Genomic DNA, 25,504 nt, shown 5'->3' with positions numbered 1-25,504 from the left:
GCGTGTCCGGGAGCGAGGGGCTCAGCCGAAGTTTTCCTTGTTCTGGGCGTAGACGCGTGCTTCCTCGGCGCTGACCACGTTACGGCGCACGAGGTCGAGCAGGCACTGGTCCAGGGTCTGCATGCCGAACTGCTGGCCGGCCTGGATCATGGAGTACATCTGCGCGACCTTGGCCTCGCGGATGAGGTTGCGGATGGCGGGCGTGCCGATCATGATCTCGTGCGCGGCCACGCGACCCGAGCCGTCCTTGGTCTTGAGCAGGCTCTGCGAGATCACCGCGCGCAGGGATTCGGAGAGCATGGCGCGGACCATGTCTTTTTCCGCGGCGGGGAACACGTCAATGATGCGGTCGATGGTCTTGGCGGCCGAGGACGTGTGCAGGGTGCCAAACACCAGGTGGCCGGTTTCCGCGGCGGTGAGTGCCAGGCGGATGGTCTCGAGGTCGCGCAACTCACCCACCAGAATCACGTCAGGGTCTTCGCGCAGCGCGGAGCGCAGAGAGTTGTTGAACGACAGGGTGTGAGGGCCGACCTCACGCTGGTTGATGAGGCACTTCTTGCTCTCGTGCACGAATTCGATCGGGTCTTCGACGGTGAGGATGTGGCCGAAGATGTTGTCGTTGATGTGGTTGACCATCGCGGCCAGGGTGGTGGACTTGCCCGAACCCGTGGGGCCAGTCACCAGCACGATGCCGCGCGGCTGCATCGACATGTCCTGGAAGATGCGTGGTGCATTCAGATCCTGCAGCGTGAGTACCTTGGACGGAATCGTCCGGAACACCGCGCCCGCACCGCGGTTCTGCACGAAGGCATTGACGCGGAAACGCGCGAGGCCGGGGATCGAGAACGAGAAGTCGCACTCGAAGATCTCCTCGTACTGCTTGCGCTGGGCATCGTTCATGATGTCATAGATCATGCGATGCACGTCCTCGTGCGTGAGTGCCGGCAGGTTGATGCGCCGCACGTCGCCGTGCACGCGGATCATGGGCGGCAGGCCGGCGGACAGGTGCAGGTCGGAGGCCTTGTTCTTGACCGAGAAGGCCAGCAGTTCGGTGATATCCATACAATTCTCCGCTGGGGTGCAGCACCTGCCTGATCCCTCTGTCAGGCGTTGCGACCAGCCTCTTGGCGATTGAGCGCTGCAGCGGCTGTGTGCCGTGCGTAGCTCACCGCAGATTAAGCGCGATTGCCGCCCGCATCATGAACGTCGGGCCGTGCACCGCATGGGATATGTGACGAAGTGAGCGAGGATGAAGCTCACAAAGCACTTTAAGCATCTGGATTATCTGCTTGACTTCTAAAGAGTTGCAACAGCGCCTGTTTGCAGTAGGGCAACGCATTGAAGGCGCAGCAACACGGGCGGGCCGGGCGCCGGGCAGCGTGCGCCTGCTGGCCGTGAGCAAGACCTTCGGCGCAGAGGCGGTGGCCCAGGCTGTGGCCGCCGGGCAACGGGCCTTTGGCGAGAACTATGTGCAGGAAGGCGTGGAAAAGATTGCCGAACTTGCCGCAATGGGCTCCGCGCAGGGCTTGCCGGGGCTGGAATGGCACTTCATCGGCCCGCTGCAGAGCAACAAGACCCGCCCCGTGGCCGAGCACTTTGACTGGGTGCACAGCGTGGACCGTCTGAAGATCGCCCAGCGCCTGTCCGAGCAGCGCCCGGCGGACCTCGCGCCGCTGCAGCTGCTGATCCAGGTGAACGTGGACGGCGAAGCCACCAAGAGCGGCTGCGCACCGGGGGAGGTACTGGCGCTGGCGCAGGCCGTGGCCGCCCTGCCCCGCGTGCAGTTGCGCGGGCTGATGTGTATTCCCGACCCGGCGCGCCCGACCGAGCAGCGCCGCGCGCCGTTCAAGGCCCTTGCGGCGCTTCTGGCCCAGCTGAACGCGGCCGGGCTCGCCGTCGACACGCTCTCCATGGGCATGAGCGACGACCTGGAGGACGCCGTGGCCGAAGGCGCGACGATCGTGCGCGTGGGCTCGGCGATCTTCGGCGCGCGCGCCCCCAAGGCGCCGGCCGCCTGAGAGCGCGCACGCATGGGCTACGTCGGCCGCTTTGCGCCCTCGCCCACCGGGCCGCTGCATGCCGGCTCCATCGTGGCGGCGCTGGCCAGCTGGCTGGATGCCCGCGCCCACGGCGGCCGCTGGCTGGTACGCATCGACGATCTGGACACGCAGCGATGCGATCCGGCGCATACCCGCACCATCCTCGCGCAGCTGGATGCCCTGCAGCTGCGGCCCGATGGCGAGGTGACGTACCAGCAAGCCCGCACAGCCGCCTATGCCGCTGCCTTTGCGCAGCTTGAAGCCGCAGGCCACACCTTTGGCTGCGCCTGCAGCCGCAAGACGCTGGCGGAGTCCGGCGCGCGGGTAGGTGCGAGCGGCGAGCTGGTCTATCCAGGCACCTGTCGCCAAGGCACGGGGGGCCGGGAGCCGCGCGCCTGGCGCGCACGGGTGGGCGACGCCGTGGTGCGGCTCACCGACCGTGCGGCGGGTCAACAGACCGAGCATCTAGCCGAGACCTGCGGCGATTTCGTGCTCAAGCGCGCAGACGGCCCGTACAGCTACCACCTGGCCTGCGTGGTAGACGACGCTGCCACCGGTGTGACCGACGTAGTGCGCGGTGCCGACCTGCTGGCGGTGACGCCGCGGCAGATCTGGCTGGCGACGCAGCTGGGCCTGCCCGTGCCGCGCTACTTGCACGTGCCGGTCGTGCTGGCGGCCGATGGGCAGAAGCTCAGCAAGCAGACGGGCGCCGCGGCGGTAGACACCCGCAACGCAGCCGCGGTGCTGCGCGAGGCTGCTCGGCACTTGGGGCTGGGCGAACAGCCGGGCCCGACCGCCAGCGAGCTGTTGAGCCAAACGACAGCCGTCTGGGCCGCGCAGTGGCTGTGATTTTCAACGTTCGATTGAGAAGTGACGCCAGAATGGCCTCATTGATCAACCCAGTTTGAGAATGTCGATCCGCCAGTTTCCGCATATGGAGCGCGGATCTCGGCGTGTTTTTGAGGTTCCAGCCGAATGATGCATCTCACGCTAACGCGCGATGCCGCAAGATCCCACTCAAGTCAGTGAGATTCCCGAAGAACATTTGAAAATGACATGCAAAGATGCAGTCTTTTCAACAATGACTTGAAGATCAGAAGTAGCGGCTTTCCGCATGCTCCGTGCGGATCTCGGGCCGAATTGCACACCGGAATTCGGCGCTGCATCTCATGCCAGTGACCTGCCACTGAGATGCGCCGCCAAAGCGCGGCTACGCCGCGCCGCGTCGATCAGCTCTTGCGGCCGCCGAGCAGTGCGGCCACAGGGCGGCGCACGCGCGGCGCGCCAGGTTTGGTACCGGAGGCCGCCGGCGTGCCGGCCGCGCTGCCGTCCACGGGCGCGCTGGGCTCGTAGGGCTGGGTGAAGAAGGGGTCCAAGGCTGCAGGGCGCGGCGTGTAGCTGCTGCGGCCGCCGGAGCCCTCGCCACGGCTGCGCCCACTGTCTCTTCCACCCTCGCGTCCACCGTCACGGTCACGGCCGTAGCGTTCGCCACGGTCGCTGCGCTCGCCGAAACCCTCCTCGCGCGGGCGGCGCGGGCGCGACGGCGTCCAGGTGGCCACTTCCACGGAGCGATTGATGAGCTTTTCGATCTGCGCGAAGTTGCGTGAGTCGCCCGGGGTGACGAGTGTGAGCGCGCGGCCGTGCATGCCGGCTCGGCCGGTGCGGCCGATGCGGTGCACATAGTCTTCCGGGTTGAAGGGCACGTCGAAGTTGATGACGCAGGGCAGCTCGGCAATGTCCAGGCCCCGGGCGGCCACGTCGGTGGCCACGAGCACCTCGACCTTGCCGTCCTTGAAGGCCTGCAGCGCCGCGAGCCGCTCGTTCTGCGACTTGTCGCCATGGATGGCGTCGGCCGCGAAGCCTTCCTTCTCCAGAAAGCGGGCCAGCCGGCCGGTTTCCAGCTTGCTGTTGGAGAAGACGATGACCTGGCGCGGGTCTTCTGCGCGCAGCAGATCCACGAGGCAGCTGCGCTTGTCGTCTTCACTCACCGCGTAGATGCGCTGGGTGATGTTGGTGGCCGTGGCGTTCTGGCGCGCCACTTCCACCGTGACCGGGTTCTTCTGGAAGCTGGCGGCCAGCTTGCGAATTTCCGGCGAGAAGGTGGCGGAGAACAGCAGCGTCTGGCGCTGCTTGGGCAACAGATTCACGATGCGCTGCAGGTCGGGCAAAAAACCCATGTCCAGCATGCGGTCGGCTTCGTCCAGCACCAGGATGCTGACCTGGCCGAGCGCCACGTTCTTGCTCTGCACATGGTCCAGCAGGCGGCCGGGGGTGGCGATGAGGATTTCCACACCGCGGCGCAGGGCGTCGGTCTGCGGGTTCATGTCCACGCCGCCGAACACCACGGTCGAGCGCAGTGCAGTCTTGGCGGCGTATTGAGTGACGTTGACCGAGATCTGGTCCGCCAGCTCGCGCGTGGGCGCGAGGATCAGTGCGCGCACTGGGTGCCGCGCCGGCGAGGTGCTGGTGCTCTCATGCGCGACGAGCTGCTGCAGGATCGGCAGCGTGAAGGCTGCCGTCTTGCCGGTGCCGGTTTGCGCGGCGCCCATCACGTCGCGCCCTGCAAGCACGAGCGGAATGGCCTGGGCTTGGATCGGCGTGGGGCGCAGGTAGCCGATCGCGTCGATGGCGGCCTGGATGCGCGTGTCGAGCCCGAAGTCGCGGAACAGCACTTCCGGGCTGGCGGCAGCGGGAGCAGGCGTCTGCGCCGGAGCGGCGGACTCGGGGGTGTCGGAAATCTCTGGGGTCGTACTCATTGGGCTCGCAGAATCGTTCGTCTCGACAGTGGTCGCAGCGGATTCTGCGGAGGGGTCGAATGGGGTCGAAATGGGCTCGGCCGTGAAAAGCGTGTGCAGCGGGGCCGTCAGCTCGGGCGCGGCGCGCGCCGCACCTGCTGCCGATGCAACCCGCGAGTGTAGGCGACTGCTAGCGGGCGCCGGGCGATTCGGGCTGTGTGCCGGAGGACAGGCGGGCCGACCGAAGGACCGGGTCGCAGGGGTGGACGCCGGAAGAAGCGGATTCGTGAGATGCGCGCTGTTCGTGGACACCCAGAATCAGCCGGGAATCCGCACCACACATGCGGAAACCGGGGCAAAGATACTTTCAATATTCTATTGATAAGTGAAGACCAAAATCAATGATATTCAACAAATCATTGAAACTAGAGAACAAAAAAAGCCCGCAGCGATGCTGCGGGCTCGGGACAAGCAGGCCGAGACGGTCGGGCCTGCGGGGAATGACTTCGCGGTTTAGCGGAAGCTGTACGCCACCGAGGCGTAGAAGCTGCGGCCGCGCGGGTCGGTGTAGCTGGGGTCGTAGCTGGCCAGGAAGTAATAGACCTGGTTGGAACGCGGCGGATTCTTGTCAAGCAGGTTCTTGATGCCTGCCCGAACCTTGAGCTGCTTGCTGACCTGATACGAACCTGCCAGATCGAACAGCTCGTACGCACCGATCTTGCGCACGCGGCCGGCGCCGTCCAGATTCTGGTCGTAGTAGTTGCTGTAGTAGGTCTGCTGCAGGGTCAGGCCCAGGTCGCCGAAGTCGTAGTTGACCGTGGCGGTGTGGCGCCAGCGCTGCACGACCTGGTCATTGGCAAAGCGGCCCACGGCGGTGATGTAGCGGGCGCCGGCGCCCTCCTGCGTCTTGTAGTTGTTGACGTAGGTGCCGTTGAAGCCCAGGCTCACGCGGCCGTAGTCCGACCTGGGCAGGCGCACATCCACACCGAGATCCCAACCGTCGGTCTTGAGCGCAGCGAAGTTCTTCAGGCTGGAGTCGACGGACACGATCGGCGAGGGAATGCCGGGGATCGGCGAGGGGGCGGTGTCGCGGATGATGAACTGCGAGAAGCGCACGGGATCGCTGAACAGCACGCCTTCGGGGGCGCTGATCACGTTGGTCTTCTCGATGCGCCAGTAGTCCACGCTCATGGTCATGACGCGGGCGGGCTCGAACACGAAGCCGGCGGAGAACTGCTTGCTCTCCTCGGGCTTGAGGTTCTTGTTGCCGCCGGTGAGCTTGTCCGGCTGCAGGCCGCAATAGTCGGCCGCAAACGCCGTGCCGCGGGCAGCGGCGCAACCCAGGGGGTCGTCATAGATGCCGTTGGTCTGACCCAGGCGCGGCGGAGCGTAGAGGTCCGACAGCGAAGGCGCGCGGAAGCCCGTGCCGTAACTGGTGCGCAGCAGGAACTGCTTGGTGGGCGAATAGCGCAGGCCCAGTTTGGGGTTGGTCGTGTTGCCCACGTCGTTGTAGCGGTCGCCACGCAGGGCGACTTGCGCTTCCAGCTGCTTGGTGAACGGCAGGCTCAGCTCGGCATAGCCGGCCGTGATCTTGCGGCTGGCCGACAGCGGTGTGGCCGGGCCGTCGCCGCGGATCTCGCCGGCAGCCAGCAGGGCCGAGGGCGTGAAGTCCAGTGACTCGCGGCGGTATTCCGCACCCAGGGCAATCGCGGCCTCGCCCCCAGCCAACTGGAAGATCGGGCGCGAGAGCTTGACGTCGAAGCTGTCGGTCACGCCCTTGGACTTGCGGGCGTCGTCGCGGATCTTGGTGCTGTTGAGCAGGGCCAGACCGGCGGCATCGCTCGGGCCGAAGGGGTTGATGTTGCCCGTGGCAAAAGCGTTGTTGAAGTCGGTGCGGCGCACGTAGCCGTTCACGTACGCGTCGGTGACGGTGTTCTCGCTGCGGTTGATGGCAGTGTCGTAGTCCCAGCCGGCGAGGACGCCCTTGGCGCCGACGATCAGGCGCTGTGCGTTGGCGTCCACGTCGTTGGTACGACCGCCAGCCTCAGACAGACGCATGTTCACGCGCAGCGGGCCTGTCACGCCCAGCGAGGTCGGGTAGTAGCGTCCGGCCGCAGGGTAGTTCAGGTCTGTGATGGTCAGCGGGCTGATGCGGTAGTTGGTCTTGGTGTCGCTGTAGAGATACTCCGCGAAGACCTGATGCTCGTCGGTCACCGCAAACGTGCCGCGCGTGATCAGGGACAGGCGCTTGCTGGCCGGGTAGATCTCGGTGTCCTGCATGTAGTCATACAGACAGGCGCTGGAGCCTACGAAGCTGCCAGGCGAGTAGATCGTGGCGGGCGGGTTGCAGTTCGGCGCTGACGGGTTCAGGCGGCTGCCCGTCGGGCGGCCGGCGCTGTTCAGGCGGCGCACGTTGGCCGGGAATGTGTTGGAGCTGCCCACATCAAGGCCGAGGGCCTCGTCATAGACCGAGCCGATCCAGTCGCGCTGGGTGGAGCGCAGCGCCTCACTGTCTTGGTAGTCCAGGGTGGCGAAGACGTTGTAGCGGTCCTTGGCAATGTCGCCGAAGCCGATCGAACCGGTCGCGATCGTCTTGGCGGCGCCGCCGTGCTGCGTGTCGAAGCGGTACAGCGAAAAATCGCCGCCCTGATAGTCGCGCCGGGTGATGAAGTTGATCACGCCGCCGATGGCATCCGTGCCGTAGATGGCCGAGGCGCCATCCTTCAGCACGTCCACGCGCTCGATGGCGGCGGCTGGAATGGCATTCAGGTCCACGCCACTGTTGCCACCAGGCGAGGCGAAGTTGGCCAGACGGCGGCCGTTGAGCAGCACGAGCGTGGACGACACACCGATGCCGCGAAGGTTGGCGCCGTTGAAGCCGCGCTGGCCGGCGATGTCGGAAAAGCTGGCACCGTCAGTCAGCTGGGCAGCCGATGCGGACACCTTGGTCAGGAGTTCGGCCGCGGTGGTAGCACCGCTCTTCTCGATGTCTGCCTTGGTGATGATCTGAACCGGCAGTGCAGTTTCCCCCTCGAGACGCTTGATGCTCGAGCCGGTGATCTCCACGCGCTGCACCTGCGTGGGTTGCTGCGTATCCGGGTTGGCCGGCTGGGTTTGCGCCACAGCGGCACCCGCCACGAAGGCAAAGGCCACCGCAAACGCGACAGGACGCAGCACGGGTGCGGCGTCCGAGTGAGTATTCGAGATCAAGCGGCGCGACGCGCCGGCGTTCAATGACATGCTGGTTCCCCCTGGGCGGTTGAACGCGATTCGGTGAAGAGTGCGGTCTCCAAGATGCGACACACCGAATGCGGACAGATTCAGTCTATCGACGCGTTCGTCGCTTCCGGATGGGTCGCCGGGTGGAAAGTCGCAAAGCTGAAAGTGTCGGTCGCAAAGCTGAAAGGGCGTGTTGCAGACACATCGGCGCACCTTATGGGATTGCGACATCGACTTTCACACAAGCGGTGTTCGGTCATGCAAGCCCCCACGAGCGCAGCGGCTCTTGTTCAAATGCACACACCGGTATTCACGCTGCACTCTGATGGTGCGTGCACCCAAATGAGTGCAGCCCCTGCACAGCGATCGACCCTGAAGCATCGACAAGGAAGCTTTGAATGTTGCGTCCGCGCCTGATACACCGACTCCTGATCGGCTTGAGCCTGAGCTTGAGCGTGGCTGTGGCCGCTGCTCAGGCGCCGGCGAGCACGCCAGCTCAGACCCTGGGCTACGCCGTACCGATCGGTGGCGCACTCAAGTATGACAACGACGCGGTGTGGGCGCGCCTTGTGCAGCTCGCAGGCGGCAAGGGTGCGCGCTTCGTGGTGTTTGCGACGGCCGCGGGCAACCCGAACCGATCGGCTGAACTGACGATCGCAGCTCTGCAAAAGCATGGCGCGGTGGCCGAGCACATTCCTGTGGCGCCGCGGCTCAAGGATGTGGACCTGAAGAAGGCCGTGGAAGACCCCGCACTGATCGCTAAGGTGCGCGCTGCGCGCGGCGTCTACTTCACCGGGGGTGCGCAGGAACGCATCGCCGACACCCTGCAGCCCGGCGGAAAGCCCACGCCCCTGCTCCAGGCCGTATGGGATGTGTATCGGGCTGGCGGCGTGGTGGCCGGGTCCAGCGCCGGTGCCGCCATCATGTCCACCACCATGTTCCGCGACGCGCAGGACGTGCTCAACGTGATGAAGCACGGCATGCGCGAGGGCAAGGAGATCGACCGCGGCCTGGGTTTCGTGGGCGATGCACTGTTTGTAGATCAGCACTTCCTCAAGCGCGGCCGCTTCGGGCGCATGCTGCCGCTGATGCAGGCCAAGGGCTACACGTGGGGCATCGGTGTCGATGAAGACTCTGCCGCCATCATCCGAGGCAGCCAGATCGAGGTGATCGGCACCAAGGGGGCATTGCTCGTCGACCTTTCGCAAGCCACCCGCAATGCAGCCGTGGCTGAGTTCAACATCCGTGGCGCGCGCCTGACCTACCTGGATCGCGGCGACCGCTACGACCTGAGCAAGCGCGCGATCACGCCGTCGCCGCAAAAGCTCAAGGACCTGCGCATCGATCCGAATGCGGCCGACTTCAAGCCCTACTTCAGCACAGACGCTTACTGGCCCGACATGCTGGGCGACAGCATCATCGTCAACGCGATGGGCAACCTGCTGGACAACAAGCAACGTGAGGCTTTTGGTCTGGCCTACAGCGGCGCGCCGGCGGCCACCGACAGCAAGCCGGACCTCGGCTTCGAGTTCCGTCTGTACAAGGGCGCAGACACGATCGGCTGGTTCACCGGCAGCTTCGGCGGCGAGGACTACACCGTCGCCAACATGCTGCTTGACGTGACCCCCGTCCGCATGAATCGGCCTCTCTACACTCCGCTTGCAGCGCCGGGCGCCGGTTCGGCACCGGCCAAGCGCTGAACTGAACACTCGCCCATTGCATTCGGGCACAAGACTCTGGAGTACCGAAGATGATCAAGACCCTGCTGCAGCGCCTGACCCTCGCCAGCCTGCTGGCCGCTGCATCCACCGCAGCACTGGCCAACGACTGGACCCGCATCCGCATCGGCGTGGAAGGTTCCTACCCTCCGTTCTCGCAGGTAGGCCCGGATGGCAAGCTGATCGGCTTCGAGATCGAACTGGCCAATGCCCTGTGCGCGGAAATGAAAGCGCAATGCACGCTGGTGCAACAGGACTTCGACGGCATGATCCCTGCGCTGCAGGCTCGAAAGTTCGACATGATCATGGCGTCCATGTCGATCACCGAGGAACGCCGCAGATCGGTGGATTTCTCCGACAAGTACTACAAGACGCCCAACCGCTTCGTGGTCAAGGCCGGTACGAAGTTCCAGTTCACGACCGAGGGCATGAAGGGCCGCAAGATCGGCGTGCAGCGCGCAACGATCAATGATCGCTTCGTCACGGACGTGTTCAAGCAAAGCGAAATCGTTCGCTACGCCAAGCAGGACGACGCCTACCTGGACCTGACCGCAGGCCGCGTCGATGCGCTGGTCGTGGACGGGCTGGCCGCAGAGCGCGGCTTCCTGAAGACACCGGCCGGCAAGGGCTTCCAGTTCGATGGCCCACTGCTGGTCGATCCCAAGTACTTCGGCATCGGCGTAGGCGCAGCCTTCCGCAAGCAGGACGCCGCCTTGCGCGACAAGGTCAACGCAGCCATCAAGGCCGTGCGCGCAAATGGCACGTACCAGAGGATCGCCGCGAAGTACTTCGACTTCGACATCTACGGCGACGCACCTGCCAAGTAAGTACCCAGATAAGGCCTGACCCAGCTCTCGCATGGACGCCCTGCTCGACTACCTGCCCAGCCTGCTGGCCGGCACCACGATCACGATTGGTCTGGCGCTGTCCTCGCTGGCGATCGCCTGCATCCTCGGGCTGATGGGCGCGGCAGCCAAGCTGTCACGCTCACGTGCGCTGCGCTGGTCGGCCAACACCTACACCACAGTGATCCGCGGCATACCGGATCTGGTCCTGATGCTGCTGGTGTTCTTTGGCGGCCAGGTGCTGGTCAACAGTCTGGCCGCGAGGCTGGGTTACGACGGCTACATCGACATCAATCCCTTTGTGGCCGGCGTGCTCACCATCGGCTTCATTTTCGGTGCCTACCTGACCGAGACCTTCCGCGGTGCCATTCTGGCCATCCCCTCGGGCCAGGCGGAAGCCGCGCACGCCTTCGGTATGTCGCGCTGGCACACACTGCGTCGGATCATCCTTCCGCAGATGGTGCGTCTTGCCCTGCCGGCGTTTTCGAATAACTGGCTGGTGCTGGTGAAATCCACGGCCATCGTTTCGGTCATCGGGCTGACTGACATGATGCACAAGGCCTCCCAGGCGGCTGGCGCAACCAAGCAGCCCTTCCTGTTCTATCTGGCCGCAGGTGCGATCTATCTGGCAATCACGAGCCTTTCCGGTCTCGTCTTCCGCCATCTGGAGCGCCGATTCTCCAGGGGTGTCCGGGAGGCTCGCGCATGAACTGGGACGCAATAGTTGAGTCCCTCCCTCAGTACTTGAATGGCCTGGGAACCACCCTTCAGCTGCTGGCGGCATCGCTGGCCATCGGTCTGGTGTTTGCCTTGCCGCTGGCCGTGCTGCGTGCGCAAGCGGACAGTCTGGCCAACCTGCCGGTTCGGGCGTTCACCTACGTGATCCGCGGCACACCGATGCTGGTACAGCTGTTCCTGATCTATTACGGGCTGGCTCAGTTCGAGTTTGTGCGCAACTCCTTTGCCTGGCCCTGGCTGTCCTCGGCCTGGTTCTGCGCGGTGCTGGCCTTTGGCATCAATACCTGTGCGTACACGACCGAGATCATTGCAGGAGCGATCCGCAACACCTCGCGTGGCGAGATCGAGGCGGCACGCGCCTGCGGCATGTCGCGTGCGCTGATGCTGCGCCGGATCGTGATCCCTTCCGCGCTGCGCCGCTCGATCCCCGCGTACAGCAACGAGGTCATCATGATGCTGCACGGCACCTCGCTGGCGAGCGTCGTCACGCTGCTGGATCTGACCGGCGCCGCGCGCGAGATGAACAGCCGCTTCTACCTGCCGTTCGAAGCGTTTCTGACGGCTGCCGTGTTCTACCTGGCCGTAACCGGCGTGCTGGTGCTGGCCTTCCGCCAGATCGAGAAGCGCTGGCTTGTCTACCTGCAACCCAGAAAATCATGATCAGCCAACAACATCGGTTGCCCGTCCAGACACCCGGCACCCACCGGGAGGTCATCAGTTATCACTATGGGCCGGCAGATGCAGGCCGCAAGGTGTACATCCAGGGTTCCCTTCATGCAGACGAGCTGCCGGGCATGCTTGTCGCCCACTGCCTGCGCAAGGAACTGGCAGCCCTCGAATCTTCGGGTGAGCTGCTCAGCGAGATCGTGGTCGTGCCCGTGAGCAATCCGCTGGGCCTGTCCCAGATGCTGCTGCACACGCCGATCGGCCGTTTTGACTTTGGCCTCGGCGAGAACTTCAACAGGCACTACCCGGATCTCTTTGAAGCGGTGAAGGCACGCATCACCGGCCTGCTCGGCGCCGATGAGCAGGCGAACACGCGCGTGATTCGCGAGGCAATTCGCGCAGAGCTCGCGCTTGTACCCGCAGCCACGGAACTCGCGAGCTTGCGCAAGACCCTGCTTTCGCTCGCGTTTGACGCGGACATCGTGCTCGACCTGCACTGCGACAGCGAAGCGGTGATGCACCTTTACACCCTGACGCCCCTTTGGCCTCGTGTCGAGCCGCTTGCCCGGCTGCTCCAGGCCAAGGCGACGCTGCTCGCCACGGAATCGGGTGACTCACCCTTTGACGAGGCGTGCAGCCAGATCTGGTGGCGCCTACAACAATCGTTCGGCACCGAGACGCCGATCGCACTGGGCTGCGCATCCGTCACCGTCGAGCTGCGCGGAACGCGCGACATTAATCTGGAACTCGCACGTTCAGATGCTCGGCAGATCATCGAGTTTCTTCGCCTTGAAGGCCATGTACGCGGCGCAGCCGCTGCGCTGCCGCCACTTGCTGCGGACGCGACTCCGCTTGCCGGCAGCGCCACACTCGCCGCACCGATCAGTGGCGTACTCGCCTTCATCAAGAACCCTGGCGATCTCGTCAGCGCACAGGATGTGGTGGCGCAGGTGATTGATCCTATTTCAGGGCAGACCGCGGACATCGTGAGCCATACATCTGGAGTGATGTATGCGCGCGAAGCCCGATCGTTCGTGACCTCCGGAACGAATGTCTGCAAGGTGGCCGGGCGTGTACCCTTCCGCCACGGTCGACTGCTCAGTGCTTAGGCTGACCATGAATGCCCGCCTCGAACCGCTCGATGCACTGCCCGCAGATGCCGTCAACCCTTTGTTCAACAGCAGCCCGACGATGCCCATCAAGCTTGAAGTCAGCGATATCCACAAGCGATTCGGCGACGTGGAGGTCTTGAAGGGTGTCAGCCTGCAGGCTGCGTCCGGTGATGTGCTCACGCTCATCGGTGCCAGCGGTTCGGGTAAGAGCACCTTCCTGCGCTGCATCAACCTGCTCGAGCAGCCCAACCAGGGATCGATCAAGCTGGATGGGGAGGCGCTCCGCCTGGTGCCGGATCGCGACGGCACGCTGAAGGCAGCCGACAGCCGCCAGCTGGCCGCGATGCGCGCCCGCCTCACCATGGTGTTTCAGCACTTCAACCTGTGGGCCCACATGACGGTCACGGAGAACGTGATCGAAGCGCCGATGCATGTGCTGGGACTGAGCAAGGCCGAGGCCACCGAGCGCGCCGAAACCTATCTGAACCGCGTCGGCGTATGGCACCGGCGGGATCTGTATCCAGCCCACCTTTCCGGCGGTGAACAGCAGCGGGTGGCCATTGCCCGTGCGCTCGCGATGCAGCCCGAAGTCATGCTGTTCGACGAGCCGACCTCTGCGCTGGACCCTGAGCTGGTGGGCGAGGTCCTGCGTGTCATGCGCGGCCTGGCCGAGGAAGGTCGAACCATGATCATCGTGACACACGAGATGGAGTTTGCGCGCGAGGTTTCCAACAAGACCCTGTTTCTGCACAAGGGCATGGTGGAGGAGTCCGGCCATCCCTCCGAGGTACTGGCCCGTCCGCAATCGCCGCGCCTGCAGCAGTTTCTCTCCAGCGGTCTGAAGTAGCCGCTGCGCCGGTGCAGGCCACCCGCGAGACAGGCATGGCAATACCGCAGGGTGCGAGCATCTGATGCGAACGATCCGGATCGCCGTCCTCGTCGCGCCAGGACAGTCGCTCGAACCCATCGCGCAGCTCGCACGGCTGAACCACTCACTGAAAGCCATCGCCGCGCCCGTCGAGACAAGGCTCGCGCTGTCGGCGCCTGCGCTGCAAACCGATGTTCTGACCGCCGAGGGCATCATGCTCCGCACCAACCTTTCGGACGAAGCGGAACATGCTGATGTACGCGTCGTCACGGCAACGGACCGCGTCGTCGACCCCGAAAGTCGTTCCGCTTTCGACTGGCTGGCGCGCCCAGCGGAGCTTCGATTCTTCCTGCGCGGCGAAATGACATCTGCCCCGCCGGTCAACGCGATCGAAGTCGACGCAAAAGCACTTGCCGATCTCGTTGGTCGAGCGGCGCTCGAACGCTGGGCACCGGAGTACCTGAATCGCTGGGCCGTTGCGTCCGACACGGTGGCGGTGACTGCACCGGACTCAGGCGGCTCTGGGCCGCTGGGCCGGACGACGACGCACCCCAAGCTGACCGAAGCCTTGGCGCTCATGAAAGCCAACTTTGAAGAACCACTGCCGGGCGATGACATCGCGCGACTGGTAGGTGTGTCGCGCCGGCAGCTGGAACGCCTGTTCAAGCAGCACCTGGACACATTGCCCTCGAAGCACTACCTGGAAATGCGCCTGGCCCATGCCCGCACGCTGCTCCAGGAAAGCTCGCAATCCATTCTGCAGGTCGGACTGGCCTGCGGTTTTTCCTCCGGCCCGCACTTTTCCAGCACCTATCGCGCGCACTTCGGCATGACACCGCGCGAGGAACGCAGCCGCCGCGTATCGACCTACTGGCAGGCAGGAAGCACGTCCTCATGAGCACATCACCCAGTACCTATGTCCTGCGGCCTAGCCGGCTGTCGGATCTCCCCCACATCGAACGAATTGCGCGGGCGGCGGCGATTGGCGTCACGTCTTTGCCAGAGGACACGGATCGCCTGCTCGAAAAGGTTCGGAGATCAATCCACTCATTCGACTCGGATGTGGATGCTCCGACTGAAGAAACCTATTTCTTCGTGCTCGAAGAGATATCAAGCGGCCATGTTGCGGGCGTAAGCGGCATCACGGCCAGCGCAGGTTTTCACGATCGCTTCTATAGCTACCGCAACGAGATCGTGGTGCATACATCCCGCTCGCTGGATCTGTCCAACCGCATCCACGTGCTGCATCTGTGCCACGACCTCAGCGGCTACAGCCTGCTGACATCGTTCTATATCGAGCCCCATCTCGAAAGCAGCCCGTGGCCGCAGCTGCTTTCGCGTGCGCGCCTGCTCTACATGGCCGAGCATCCAGAGCGCTTTGCCGACCGCGTTGCCGCGGAGAGCCCGGGACTGTGCGATGACGCAGGACACTGCCCGTTCTGGGACGCGGTCGGTCGCCGCTTTTTCAACATGGACTACGCACAGGCCGAGCGCATCGCAGGCGGCCGCAGCAAGTCGTTCATCGCCGAACTCATGCCACAGGCACCGATCTACGTGACACTCTTGCCAGAGCAAGCACGTTTGGCGATTGGCCAGTTGCACCCGTCGGCCGAGCTGCCGTTCTCGATCCTCATGGATGAGGGCTTTGACGAAAACACCTACGTCGATCTGTTCGATGGCGGACCGACAGTCCACGCTCGACTTGACACCCTGCGCACGCCGCGTGGCAGCCGCCGCATGCCCGTACGCTTCGGCCAGCCGGCAGGTGAGCTCTTCATTGCGCTGAACACAGCGACTTCCAACCCACGATCAAGCATTGTCCGCGGCCAGATTCGCGACGGCGTGTTCCTCATCGGCGCGCAAGACGGCGGGCTGCTCGAAATTGTTGAAGGCGATGAACTGCGAATCGCGTCATTGAACGCGACACCCACAGGAGGCGAGTGATGCTGCAGATCCGCTTCGCCCGGACAACAGACCGGGACGCAATTCTCGACCTGCTGCAAGAGCACGCGATCGACCAGTCAGGCTGGCGTCTGCCCGTGACTTGGTGGCTCGAGCAATTGCGTGGGCCCTGGGCCGCTCCGGCGGACCCGACGGCTCTGCCACCAGATGAAGCGACGCTGTTCGTTGTGAGCAGCGGTGGAGGCATAGTGGCGGTAGGGACTTTTACGCCCGCCTTCGGCACCCGCAAGGCGTATCCGGTCTGGCGTCTGGGCCGAACTGTTCATGCCAGCGAAGATCTGGGGATCCTCCATGCGGTGCAGACACTCCAACTCGGTCACGACGTGCATGGGATGAGCGCGCTCGAAATACTGGCAGCGCTGCCAGATCTCGCTGTAGGCACGGCACCGGCAGCGCTGCTGGAAAGCGCGCTTCGGCATCTGCGCGCTGAGGCAAAGCCCCCGGCAACTGGCCAGGTATTCGTTCGGCTGCGGGGCGTACACGCCGCAGATGGAAGCTCGGCGTTCTGGCAAACACTGGGGCGGCCTTTCTGCCCGCCTGCGCTGAGCGGTCTGGACGCCTCCGGACTCGATCAGCCGCATTGGAAAGCCGGGGTCGCTGAATTGCTGCCACGGCTACCGGTGTACGCAGCCTTCTTGCCGCAGCGAGCACAGAGCGAAATCGGTCAAGCCGATCAAGCGCTAGCAGGCTTTCAGCAAGGGCTCGTGCGGTTGGGACTTCGCGAATCGGGTCTGGTGGATCTGATCGACGCCGGCCCGGTGCACGTTGCGCGCTGGCACGAACTGGCGGTTTGAGCTGATCCGCGAGCCAAGGGCGCAAACCTTCGGTTGCACCGACCCGTCTCGTAGCGATCAGCCAGGCCGGCGGTCCCTGAGCGAGGCGGCAAGCGTCGGCAGATCGACGTATTCGAGCTCGCCACCCACCGGCAGACCACGCGCGAGACGTGTGACCTTGAGACCTTTGCGCTTGAGCAGGTCCGAGAGCATGAACGCTGTGGCTTCGCCCTCCACCGTGAAGTTGGTCGCAATGATGACCTCGCGCACCTGGCCATCACTGGCGCGATCAAGCAGCGCCTCAAAGCCCAGAGACTGTGGCGTTGCACCGTCGAGTGGCGACACGCGCCCCATCAGGACCCAGTACAACCCTTGATATCCAAGCGTCGCTTCAAGTGCTTGTTGATCCGCAGGTGTTTCCACGATTGCAAGCACGCTAGGGTCTCGCGACTCGTCAGCGCACGTGCTGCACAAGGTGGACTCCGAAAATGTGTTGCAGCGGGCACAGCGACCGATTCTTTGCAGCCCGGTGCCCAAGGCGTCAGCCAGCTGCGCCGCCGCCATACGGTCTTCAGCCAGCAAGTAAACGGCGAAGCGCTGGGCGGTCTTCGGGCCGACACCAGGTAGCCGCTCGAAGGCCTCGAGCAATCTTGCAAATGCATCAGCCCGGGGGCTCATGCGATCCCCTCACGAAGCGGCGTCAGAAAGGAAACTTCATGCCCTGGGGCAGCGGCAATCCCGCCGTGACACTGGCCATGCGCTCTTGCGAGGTCTGCTCGGCCTTTCGCGCGGCATCGTTAAAGGCTGCCGCCACGAGGTCCTCGAGCATGTCTTTGTCATCCGCGAGCAGGCTGGGGTCGATGCTCACTCGCCTCACGTCGTGCTTGCAAGTCATGACAACCTTCACCATGCCGGCCCCCGCAGAACCCTCGACCTCGATCTGGCCGAGCTGGTCCTGCATGCGCTTCATGTTTTCCTGCATCGCCTGTGCCTGCTTCATCAAGCCTGCGATCTGTCCCTTCATCATGACAAGTTCCTCAAAGGTGGATGTGTTTGGCTGCTTCAGGTTGGCGCGTCGTGAGTATCAGCCCTGCGTGCCGGCTTCCGGAGCCCGGATCGACGAGGAAATCACGCTGGCCCCGAAGAGGTCTTGAATCTCACGCACAACCGGATCGTTCTGGACGGCGCTCTCAAGCGCCTGGCGAGCGACCGTACGCTCCAGCTCCATGCGTTGATGCGCCGTCACTGGTGCACCTGCGCCCTCGGTCGAGGCCTGCTCATCGAGCCGGACCTCGACCTTGCGGCGATACCCGCTTGAGGCCAAAGCCTGTTCCAGCTTTCCGACGGTGACTGGACTGGACAGGCCGCGTGCCGCCACAGACAGTGCCAGCGACTCCCCATCATCCGCAATCAATGCGCTCTGCAAGGCAAGTTGCTGGGCGATCCCGGTTAATGGCAGGCGGCCGGCCAGGCCAGGCCAGTCTGAAATGGAGGCCGAGGCGCGCTGCGGCGCGGGTTGAGTCGCGCGAACCACGGGTTCGGGTGATGCCGGCAATTGAGACGCAGGCTCGGGGTGAGCGACTACGACGGCCGGCACCGGGACAGACAGTCTGCTGACCGGGCGCGGCGCAAGCAGCGGCTTGCTGGGCGGCTCTGCAGCGGCAGCCACCGGCACGAACGCGAGCATCCGCAGAAGCGTCATAGAGAAGCCAGTTGCCGGGTCAGGGGCCCAACTCAGTTCCTGCAGCCCCTTGAGCGCAATGCCGTACAAGAGCTGAACTTCATCCGGCGCAAAGGCTGCCGCGAGCCGAAGCACATCCTGCTGGTCAGCGATGTCATCGTGAGCACTGCCCGGGATGCTCTGCGCCAGCGCAATTCTGTGCAGCAGGGCGGCGAGATCCGACAAGGCCGCTTCGAAGCCGATGGACCGGGCACCCATCTGTTCGAGTTCACGACCAAGGCGCTCGGCATCGCGGGCGGCCAGCGCATCCAGAAGCGCGACCAGATGCCCGGTATCGACAGCGCCGAGCATCTCCCGCACGGCAGCCGCGGTGATCGGTCCGGCACAGAAGGCGATCGCCTGGTCAGTCAAACTCAAGGCGTCGCGCATGGAACCATGCGCTGCGCGTGCGATCAGCGACAGTGCATGGGGCTCGGCTTCGATGCCTTCATCGCCGAGAACACGTGCGAGATGCTCTGCAGTCGCACCGGTTGGCATCTGCTTGAGATTGAACTGGAGACAGCGCGACAGCACGGTGACCGGGATCTTCTGCGGATCGGTTGTCGCAAGGATGAACTTCATGTGCTCCGGCGGCTCTTCCAGCGTCTTCAGCATGGCGTTGAAGGCGTGGTTCGTCAGCATGTGTACTTCGTCGATCATGTACACCTTGTAACGGCCGGCCGTAGGCGCATACACAGCGCGCTCAAGCAGCGTGGTCATTTCATCGACACCACGGTTGCTTGCAGCATCCATCTCGACGTAGTCAATGAATCGCCCTGCATCTATGGCTTTGCATGACTCGCACACACCACACGGCTCAGAGGTAATTCCCCCTTGTCCGTCCGGGCCGGTGCAATTGAGCGCCTTGGCAAGAATTCTGGAGAGGGTGGTCTTGCCCACCCCGCGTGTTCCGGTGAACAGGTACGCATGATGCAGCCGACCACTCGCAAGCGCGTGGCTCAGCGCCCGCACAACGTGCTCCTGACCAACGAGACCGGCACCAAAGGACTTGGGCCGCCACTTGCGGGCAAGCACCTGATAGCTCATGCGTTCACGCCTGAGAGGGTAGATGGCAGGCCGCACGCTTGGGCGACCCGCGAAATGTCAAAGGTGAGCCTGAACCTCGGCACTGAAAGCGACCGGTTAGGGCTGCTTCGTTCCCGACCTGACCCGGTTCCCGGACTCCCATGCGAGGGGGCCCACCAACATGAAGTGTATCTCCGAGTCGATACGCGACACGCCGCAGAGGCATGGCAAGCGCAGTCGCAAGGCTTTGGGCAAGCAGGCCGCCGCTATCGCCACGATTACGCAAGCCAATGTAGCGCCGCACTTGCACGTGTAACATCTTGACCCATATTGATAAGGGCGCCCTGCCAATCCGGGAGGATGCGCGCGATCTGCTTTCACTCTTACAGGAAATGCCATGAGCGGCTCGATCAAGTACGTCAGCGATGCGTCTTTTGACGCCGAAGTTCTGCAGTCCGACGTTCCCGTGTTGCTGGACTACTGGGCGGAATGGTGCGGCCCGTGCAAGATGATTGCCCCGATCCTCGACGAAGTCGCAAAGGACTACGCAGGGCGAGTGCAGGTCGCGAAGATGAATGTCGATGAAAACCGCGACGTGCCGGCCAAGTTTGGCATTCGTGGCATCCCGACGCTGATGCTCTTCAAGAACGGGCAGGTGTCGGCCACGAAGGTTGGTGCGCTTTCCAAGTCGCAACTGACGGCCTTCCTTGAAGGGCACCTGTGATTTGAACTCGACGGGTCCGCGCAACGCCGACCCGTTCGCAACTTGCGCGCCCAAGATCCCGGCGCCATAATTCAACAAGTCTTGCTGCTACGCAGCACCCGGTAGCGCTCCCAGAGTTCAGCTCTGGTCGAGCCACCGCGAGGCCGAACGGCTTCCCCCTCCAACTCATCCAGTTCTCGCCGCGTTCGCGGCATTCTCCCCAAGGCTTGGCCTTTCATGCATCTGAACGAACTCAAGGCGCTTCACATCACCGAACTCGTCGAAATGGCGGGAACGCTCGAAATCGAGAACGCCGCCCGCATGCGCAAGCAGGAGCTCATGTTCGCCATCATGAAGCGCCGCGCGAAACAGGGTGAGCAGGTCTTCGGCGACGGCGTGCTTGAGGTGCTACCTGACGGCTTCGGCTTCCTGCGCTCACCAGACACGAGTTATCTGGCCAGCCCGGACGACATCTACATCTCGCCGTCGCAGATTCGTCGGTTCAATCTGCACACAGGTGATTCGATAGAAGGTGAAGTCCGCACACCCAAGGACGGCGAGCGCTACTTCGCGCTCGTGAAGGTCGACAAGGTGAATGGCGTCCCTCCCGAACAGATCAAGAACAAGATCATGTTCGAGAACCTCACTCCCTTGCATCCGACGCGCCGCTTCACTCTTGAGCGTGACATCAAGGGCGAGGAAAACATTACCGGGCGCATCATCGACATGATCGCGCCACTCGGCGCCGGTCAGCGTGCCTTGCTGGTCGCCAGCCCGAAGTCCGGCAAGACGGTGATGATGCAGCACATCGCACACGCCATCTCTGCCAACCATCCCGACGCCGTGTTGATCGTCCTGCTGATCGACGAGCGCCCTGAAGAAGTCACGGAAATGCAGCGCAGCGTGCGCGGCGAGGTGGTGGCGTCTACCTTTGACGAGCCCGCTCCGCGCCACGTGCAGGTGGCCGAAATGGTGATTGAGAAGGCCAAGCGCCTGGTCGAGATGAAGAAGGACGTTGTCATTCTTCTGGACTCGATCACCCGTCTGGCTCGTGCCTACAACACCGTGGTGCCGGCCTCGGGGAAAGTGCTGACCGGTGGTGTAGATGCGAACGCCCTGCAACGTCCCAAGCGATTCTTCGGTGCTGCACGCAATCTCGAAGAAGGCGGCTCGCTCACCATTATCGCCACCGCGCTGATCGAAACCGGCAGCCGCATGGATGACGTGATCTACGAAGAATTCAAGGGCACGGGCAACAGCGAAATCCACCTGGAGCGGCGCCTGGCAGAAAAGCGTGTCTACCCGTCGATCAATCTCAACAAGTCCAGTACGCGCCGCGAAGAGCTGCTTATCCCGAAGGACCAATTACAGAAGATCTGGATTCTTCGCAAGCTCATTTACGACATGGACGAAGCGCAGGCGATGGAGTTCATCCTCTCAAAGATGAAGGAAACCAAGTCCAATGCGGAGTTCTTCGAACTCATGCGACGCGGCGGGTGAGACCGTCAATCAGGCAATTCAGGGCAGCAAGTTGCATTTAGCGCATCGACAGGCGTGCCTCCAGAGTGCCACTTGGACGGCATCATCAAAAATCTGAGATAATTCAAGGCTTTGCAGCATTCACCCAGGACACGTGGCGCGCATCCAGGCAGCTTGCCGACGCCGCTGGCGATCCAATCCATGACGAGGGCACCATGAAAGAAGGCATTCACCCTGACTACCGCGATGTCGTTTTTGTCGATGTAACGAACGGCGTCCAATTCATCACTCGCTCGACGGTTCAGACGCGCGAGACGATCAAGCTGGATGGCAAGGAATACCCCCTGTTCAAGTGCGACGTGACGAGCGAGTCGCACCCGTTCTACACCGGTGCCCAGAACAAGGTGCTCGACACCGCCGGTCGCATCGACAAGTTCCGCCAGAAGTTTGCCCGCGCCACGGGCAAGGCTGCCTGAGCCCAAGGCTCACGGCACAGCAGTGCATGCAGAAGAGCATGCACCCCAAGCAAAAGGGGCAGCGCAAGCTGCCTCTTTTGCTTTGCGGCGCCAGGGTTCACGCGGCGTCTGCTCACTTCGCACTCCTGTCTGTCTCGCGCGCTACATTTCCTCCATGGTGAGCCCCGCCGCATTGCGCAAGAATCCTGCCCTGCTCACCGAGCGGGCGACGCGCAAACTGCCACGCACCATCCTTCTGGCCATGGTCGTCGCGTACTGCGCGGCAGGCTTGATCGGCCGCGACCCGTGGCGGACCGACGACGCCGTCACATTCGGCGTCGCCTGGACCATGGCCCACGGAAACCTGCTCGACTGGCTGATGCCAAATGTTCTGGGCGATCCTGTTGCGCAGGACGGCCCGCTGACCTATTGGCTGTCGGCCCTGTCCATTTGGCTGTTTGGCGGCATGTTCGGCGAACCGCTCGCGGCGCGTATTCCGACCGGACTTGCCACCGGGCTGGCCGTCGCAGCGACCTGGTACGCAACCTACACGCTTGCCCGCACTCGGCAGGCGCAGCCTGTTCAATTTCTGTTCGGCGGTGCACCTGAACCGCGGGACTACGGCCGTGCGATTGCAGACGGTGCCGTACTAACCCTGCTTGCGACCCTGGGCCTGCTACTGCGGCTGCACGAGGCCACGCCCGAAGCGCTGCAGTTCTGCCTGCTTTGTCTGGCCATGTACGGGTTGGTCGTCACACTCGAACGCCCGCGCGCCGGCGCTGTCTGGCTGGGCATCACACTTGGCGCATTGCTGCTGACTCGGGGCCAGCAGGCCGCGCTACCGCTGGGTCTGGTCGTTCTTGCGCTCGCCATCTTTTACAGGCCGATGGCGCCGGCGCGCCGCTATCTCGGTCTATTGACTCTGCCGCTCGCGCTCGCACCGACCGCGCTGTGGCTCTACCTGTTGCGAGAGCAAGGGCCGCAGGCTCAGGCTTACCTGCAGGCGTGGTTCAAATGGAACTTGGCCGCCAACAGCGGTCAGTCGAGCAGCGTGGCGCTCTACTTTGCGCGCAATCTGCTCATCTTCGGCTGGCCAGCGCTGCCTTTCGCGCTGATTGCTGTGTGGCGCTGGCGACAGCGGCTTTCAGCGCCCCACATGATGCTGCCTGCCGCAGTCGTGCTGACGCATCTGCTGTACATCATGGTGATCAGCGCAGAAGGGCAGGAGGCACTGATGGTCTCCGTGCTCCCGGGCAGCTTCATCCTTGCAGCCTTTCTGCTGCCCACGCTGTCGCGCTCCACCAGCAACGCGATCGACTGGTTCGCATTGATGTCGCTGAGCTTCGGCATCTTCCTGGTGTGGCTGGGCTATCTGGCCATGCAGGCCGGTTGGCCGCCCACGCTGTCGCGCAACTTCACCAAGCTTGCGCCGGGTTGGGTACCAAGCTTCTCGGTTCTGGCATTTATTCTCGCAGTGATTGCCACGCTCTTCTGGGCCTACACCGTCTGGTGGCGCACGGCCAAGAAGCCCATTGTGGTCTGGCGCGCCATGATCATCTCGGGCGTGGGCGTGCTCACCGGATGGTTCCTCTTGACCACCTTGTGGATGCCCTGGATAAATCACACGCGCACCTATCGCGACGTGGCCCTAGCGATGAAGGCGGCACTGCCGCAACAGCATCTGGATGAGTGCGTGTCCACGCAACGCCTGTCCCTGCCGCAACGTGCGATCTTCGGCTACTTCGCGCAGCTGCGCCTAGAACCGCGAGCTGTGGGAGCACCCGGGCAAACCAAGGAAGACATCCTCGGAGATGGTGCGCGCAATGATGCCTTTGTCAGCCCGGTACCCGTCTCGTGCCAGTGGCTGCTGACCCAGGACTCGCTACGAGCCCTGTCCGAAAGCGTCTTTCTGCCCGCGCTGCCCGAAGGGCCCAAACCCGGCCAATGGACCTTGGTCTGGGAGGGCCGCAGATTTTCTGATCGCGACGAGCGCTTCCGTCTCTATCGCCTGGACGCGCGCCCGGACAACGGCCGGACCACACGTTGAAGGACATCTTCAAGCTGGCCTGGCCGATGCTGATTGCGCAGCTGGCCGTGATGGCCAATGCGCTGATCGACACGGTCATGGTGGGCCGCACGTCCGCTGTGGATCTGGCCTCAGTCTCGCTTGCCGCAAGCATCTATGCCACGGTATTTGTAAGCCTGATGGGCGTGTGCATGGCCCTGCAGCCCGTTGCCGCGCAACACTTTGGCGCCAAGCGTTTCACCGAGCTGGGCGAGGACACGGTACAGGCGTGTTGGCTGGCCCTGGGACTGGCGCTGGTAGGCGGCGTGATCCTTGCTTTTCCGGCGCCCTGGCTGGCCTGGGCCATACCGAGTGCCGAGGTCGCTGCCGAAGCCTCGAAGTACCTGACGATCATCGCCTGGGCACTGCCCGCCGCCCTGTTGCTGCGCGTCGGCGTGAGCCTGAACTCGGCCATCGGCCGCCCGCGCGTGACGATGTACCTTAACCTGGGCGGTGTGGCGATGAAGATCCCGCTGAACACGCTGTTCATCTGGGGCGCCGGGCCGATCCCGGCCATGGGCGCGGCCGGCTGCGCCGCAGCCACACTGACCGTCGCCTGGGTCAACATCTTCATTCTGGCCGTGCTGTTGCGGCGGGACCCCGCGTACGCACTCTTCCGATTTCATTGGGTGCGGCCCGCATGGACCCGCATGCGCACCTTGCTCGCACTCGGGATTCCCAACGGCGCGGCAGTTGCCATCGAGGTCTCCAGCTTCACCCTGATTGCGGTACTGGTGGCGCGCATGGGCGCAGAGGTGGCGGGCGCCCACCAGATCCTTGCCAATCTTGCCGCGCTCGCCTTCATGGTGCCGCTCGCGCTTTCCAACGCCAGTGCAGTGCTTGTCGGTCAGTCCCTGGGTGCACATGACTATGCGCGAGCACTGCGCCACTCGAGGCAGGGGCTGGCGCTGTGCCTTGGCAGCGCATTGGCGGTGGGTGCTGCATTTGTGGTCGCAGGGCCGTGGATCGCACGTGGCTATACCAATCAAGCCGGCGTGGCCTCACTGGCGCTGGCCTTGATGCCGATCCTCGCATGGTTTCACTGCTTTGACGCGGCCCAGGGCTGCCTCTCCGGCCTGCTTCGCGCCTACAAGCGGCCCGCCGTCGCTACGGCAGCGACGGTCATCTACGCCGCCAGCCTGTGGGGGCTCGGTCTAACAGGTGGGTTCTGGTTGGCGTATCACGCGCCACGCGCCTCGGGTGCCGTCGGATGGGGGTTGAGCGGTTTCTGGATCGCCGCGGCGGTCGGCGTGATGGTTGCGGCAGCAGGCCTAGCGCTGCTCCTGCGCTGGGTGGAACAACGCGAGCTGAAACCGCATCTGCTGGCAAGCGGGGCGTCAGGCTGCGGCACCTAAAATCGGCTGCTTTCTGACATTGCGCC

Annotated in this window: 22 protein-coding genes and 1 other RNA gene; 16 read left to right on the top strand and 7 right to left on the bottom strand. The window is 63.8% G+C overall.

Going from position 1 to position 25,504, the window contains the following annotated elements:
* Positions 1-21: 21 nt before the first annotated feature.
* Positions 22-1,062, bottom strand: coding sequence for a type IV pilus twitching motility protein PilT (locus ACMDW7_RS06095; RefSeq protein WP_377302359.1), 1,041 nt, complete (start codon positions 1,060-1,062; stop codon positions 22-24).
* 227 nt (positions 1,063-1,289) lie between these two features.
* Here ACMDW7_RS06095 and ACMDW7_RS06090 point away from each other — a divergent pair, with 227 nt between their 5' ends.
* Entirely contained in the window at positions 1,290-2,018 is a 729-nt protein-coding gene (locus tag ACMDW7_RS06090; RefSeq protein ID WP_377302361.1) for a YggS family pyridoxal phosphate-dependent enzyme, read from the top strand.
* 12 nt (positions 2,019-2,030) lie between these two features.
* Positions 2,031-2,888, top strand: a complete 858-nt coding sequence (gene gluQRS, locus ACMDW7_RS06085) for a tRNA glutamyl-Q(34) synthetase GluQRS (RefSeq protein ID WP_377302363.1) — start codon at positions 2,031-2,033, stop codon at positions 2,886-2,888.
* Positions 2,889-3,268: 380 nt separating this feature from the next.
* Here gluQRS and ACMDW7_RS06080 read toward each other — a convergent pair whose 3' ends face one another.
* Positions 3,269-4,795: a DEAD/DEAH box helicase gene (locus ACMDW7_RS06080; protein WP_377302365.1), complete on the bottom strand. Its 1,527-nt coding sequence runs from the start codon at positions 4,793-4,795 to the stop codon at positions 3,269-3,271.
* A gap of 492 nt (positions 4,796-5,287) precedes the next feature.
* Positions 5,288-8,014, bottom strand: coding sequence for a TonB-dependent receptor (locus ACMDW7_RS06075; protein ID WP_377302367.1), 2,727 nt, complete (start codon positions 8,012-8,014; stop codon positions 5,288-5,290).
* Between the two features lie 377 nt (positions 8,015-8,391).
* Between ACMDW7_RS06075 and ACMDW7_RS06070 the strand changes: the two genes are divergently transcribed.
* The 9 genes from ACMDW7_RS06070 to ACMDW7_RS06030 all read left to right on the top strand — a co-directional run bounded on the left by ACMDW7_RS06070 (position 8,392) and on the right by ACMDW7_RS06030 (position 16,696).
* Positions 8,392-9,693, top strand: coding sequence for a cyanophycinase (locus ACMDW7_RS06070; protein WP_377302369.1), 1,302 nt, complete (start codon positions 8,392-8,394; stop codon positions 9,691-9,693).
* Positions 9,694-9,743: 50 nt separating this feature from the next.
* Positions 9,744-10,538, top strand: a complete 795-nt coding sequence (locus tag ACMDW7_RS06065) for an ABC transporter substrate-binding protein (RefSeq protein WP_377302371.1) — start codon at positions 9,744-9,746, stop codon at positions 10,536-10,538.
* A 31-nt stretch (positions 10,539-10,569) separates the two neighbouring features.
* Complete coding sequence (locus ACMDW7_RS06060; protein WP_377302373.1) at positions 10,570-11,265, top strand: ABC transporter permease; 696 nt, start codon at positions 10,570-10,572, stop codon at positions 11,263-11,265.
* Entirely contained in the window at positions 11,262-11,954 is a 693-nt protein-coding gene (locus ACMDW7_RS06055) for an ABC transporter permease (RefSeq protein ID WP_377302375.1), read from the top strand. Before ACMDW7_RS06060 ends, ACMDW7_RS06055 begins: the two co-directional genes overlap by 4 nt.
* Positions 11,951-13,069, top strand: coding sequence for a succinylglutamate desuccinylase/aspartoacylase family protein (locus ACMDW7_RS06050; RefSeq protein ID WP_377302377.1), 1,119 nt, complete (start codon positions 11,951-11,953; stop codon positions 13,067-13,069). The genes ACMDW7_RS06055 and ACMDW7_RS06050 overlap by 4 nt, the downstream gene beginning before the upstream one ends.
* An 82-nt stretch (positions 13,070-13,151) precedes the next feature.
* Positions 13,152-13,919, top strand: a complete 768-nt coding sequence (locus tag ACMDW7_RS06045; protein WP_377302588.1) for an ABC transporter ATP-binding protein — start codon at positions 13,152-13,154, stop codon at positions 13,917-13,919.
* A 64-nt stretch (positions 13,920-13,983) separates the two neighbouring features.
* The gene (locus tag ACMDW7_RS06040) at positions 13,984-14,838 is read left to right on the top strand and encodes a helix-turn-helix domain-containing protein (RefSeq protein ID WP_377302378.1); all 855 of its coding nucleotides are present in this window, start codon (positions 13,984-13,986) and stop codon (positions 14,836-14,838) included.
* The gene (locus tag ACMDW7_RS06035; protein ID WP_377302380.1) at positions 14,835-15,884 is read left to right on the top strand and encodes an arginine N-succinyltransferase; all 1,050 of its coding nucleotides are present in this window, start codon (positions 14,835-14,837) and stop codon (positions 15,882-15,884) included. Before ACMDW7_RS06040 ends, ACMDW7_RS06035 begins: the two co-directional genes overlap by 4 nt.
* Positions 15,884-16,696 (top strand): arginine N-succinyltransferase, encoded by an 813-nt coding sequence (locus tag ACMDW7_RS06030; protein ID WP_377302382.1) that lies wholly within the window; start codon positions 15,884-15,886, stop codon positions 16,694-16,696. Before ACMDW7_RS06035 ends, ACMDW7_RS06030 begins: the two co-directional genes overlap by 1 nt.
* A 57-nt stretch (positions 16,697-16,753) precedes the next feature.
* On the opposite strand, the gene recR is transcribed toward ACMDW7_RS06030, so the two are convergent.
* The 4 genes from recR to ffs all read right to left on the bottom strand — a co-directional run bounded on the left by recR (position 16,754) and on the right by ffs (position 19,599).
* Positions 16,754-17,353 carry a recombination mediator RecR gene (recR, locus tag ACMDW7_RS06025; RefSeq protein ID WP_377302384.1) on the bottom strand — a complete coding sequence of 200 codons (600 nt, stop codon included), beginning with the start codon at positions 17,351-17,353 and terminating at the stop codon, positions 16,754-16,756.
* 22 nt (positions 17,354-17,375) lie between these two features.
* Entirely contained in the window at positions 17,376-17,702 is a 327-nt protein-coding gene (locus ACMDW7_RS06020) for a YbaB/EbfC family nucleoid-associated protein (RefSeq protein WP_377302386.1), read from the bottom strand.
* 57 nt (positions 17,703-17,759) lie between these two features.
* A complete protein-coding gene (gene dnaX, locus ACMDW7_RS06015; protein ID WP_377302388.1) occupies positions 17,760-19,442 on the bottom strand; it encodes a DNA polymerase III subunit gamma/tau in 1,683 nt (560 codons plus the stop codon).
* A 59-nt stretch (positions 19,443-19,501) separates the two neighbouring features.
* An RNA gene (gene ffs, locus ACMDW7_RS06010) (signal recognition particle sRNA small type) lies at positions 19,502-19,599 on the bottom strand.
* A gap of 219 nt (positions 19,600-19,818) precedes the next feature.
* On the opposite strand from ffs, the gene trxA reads away from it, so the two are divergent.
* The 5 genes from trxA (at position 19,819) to ACMDW7_RS05985 (ending at position 25,478) form a co-directional block, all read left to right on the top strand.
* Entirely contained in the window at positions 19,819-20,145 is a 327-nt protein-coding gene (trxA, locus tag ACMDW7_RS06005; protein ID WP_377302390.1) for a thioredoxin TrxA, read from the top strand.
* A 216-nt stretch (positions 20,146-20,361) separates the two neighbouring features.
* Positions 20,362-21,624 carry a transcription termination factor Rho gene (gene rho, locus ACMDW7_RS06000; RefSeq protein WP_377302392.1) on the top strand — a complete coding sequence of 421 codons (1,263 nt, stop codon included), beginning with the start codon at positions 20,362-20,364 and terminating at the stop codon, positions 21,622-21,624.
* 194 nt (positions 21,625-21,818) lie between these two features.
* Positions 21,819-22,079 carry a type B 50S ribosomal protein L31 gene (locus ACMDW7_RS05995; RefSeq protein ID WP_054126828.1) on the top strand — a complete coding sequence of 87 codons (261 nt, stop codon included), beginning with the start codon at positions 21,819-21,821 and terminating at the stop codon, positions 22,077-22,079.
* 154 nt (positions 22,080-22,233) lie between these two features.
* Entirely contained in the window at positions 22,234-24,105 is a 1,872-nt protein-coding gene (locus ACMDW7_RS05990; protein ID WP_377302394.1) for an ArnT family glycosyltransferase, read from the top strand.
* Positions 24,102-25,478: an MATE family efflux transporter gene (locus tag ACMDW7_RS05985; protein WP_377302396.1), complete on the top strand. Its 1,377-nt coding sequence runs from the start codon at positions 24,102-24,104 to the stop codon at positions 25,476-25,478. The genes ACMDW7_RS05990 and ACMDW7_RS05985 overlap by 4 nt, the downstream gene beginning before the upstream one ends.
* Positions 25,479-25,504: the final 26 nt, after the last annotated feature.

It is taken from the genome of Piscinibacterium candidicorallinum (assembly GCF_047549485.1).
In the GTDB taxonomy this organism is placed as follows: Bacteria; Pseudomonadota; Gammaproteobacteria; order Burkholderiales; family Burkholderiaceae_C; genus Piscinibacterium; species Piscinibacterium candidicorallinum.
Note: the sequence above shows the minus strand (reverse complement) of the source record. Positions and strands in the feature narration are given on the sequence as shown.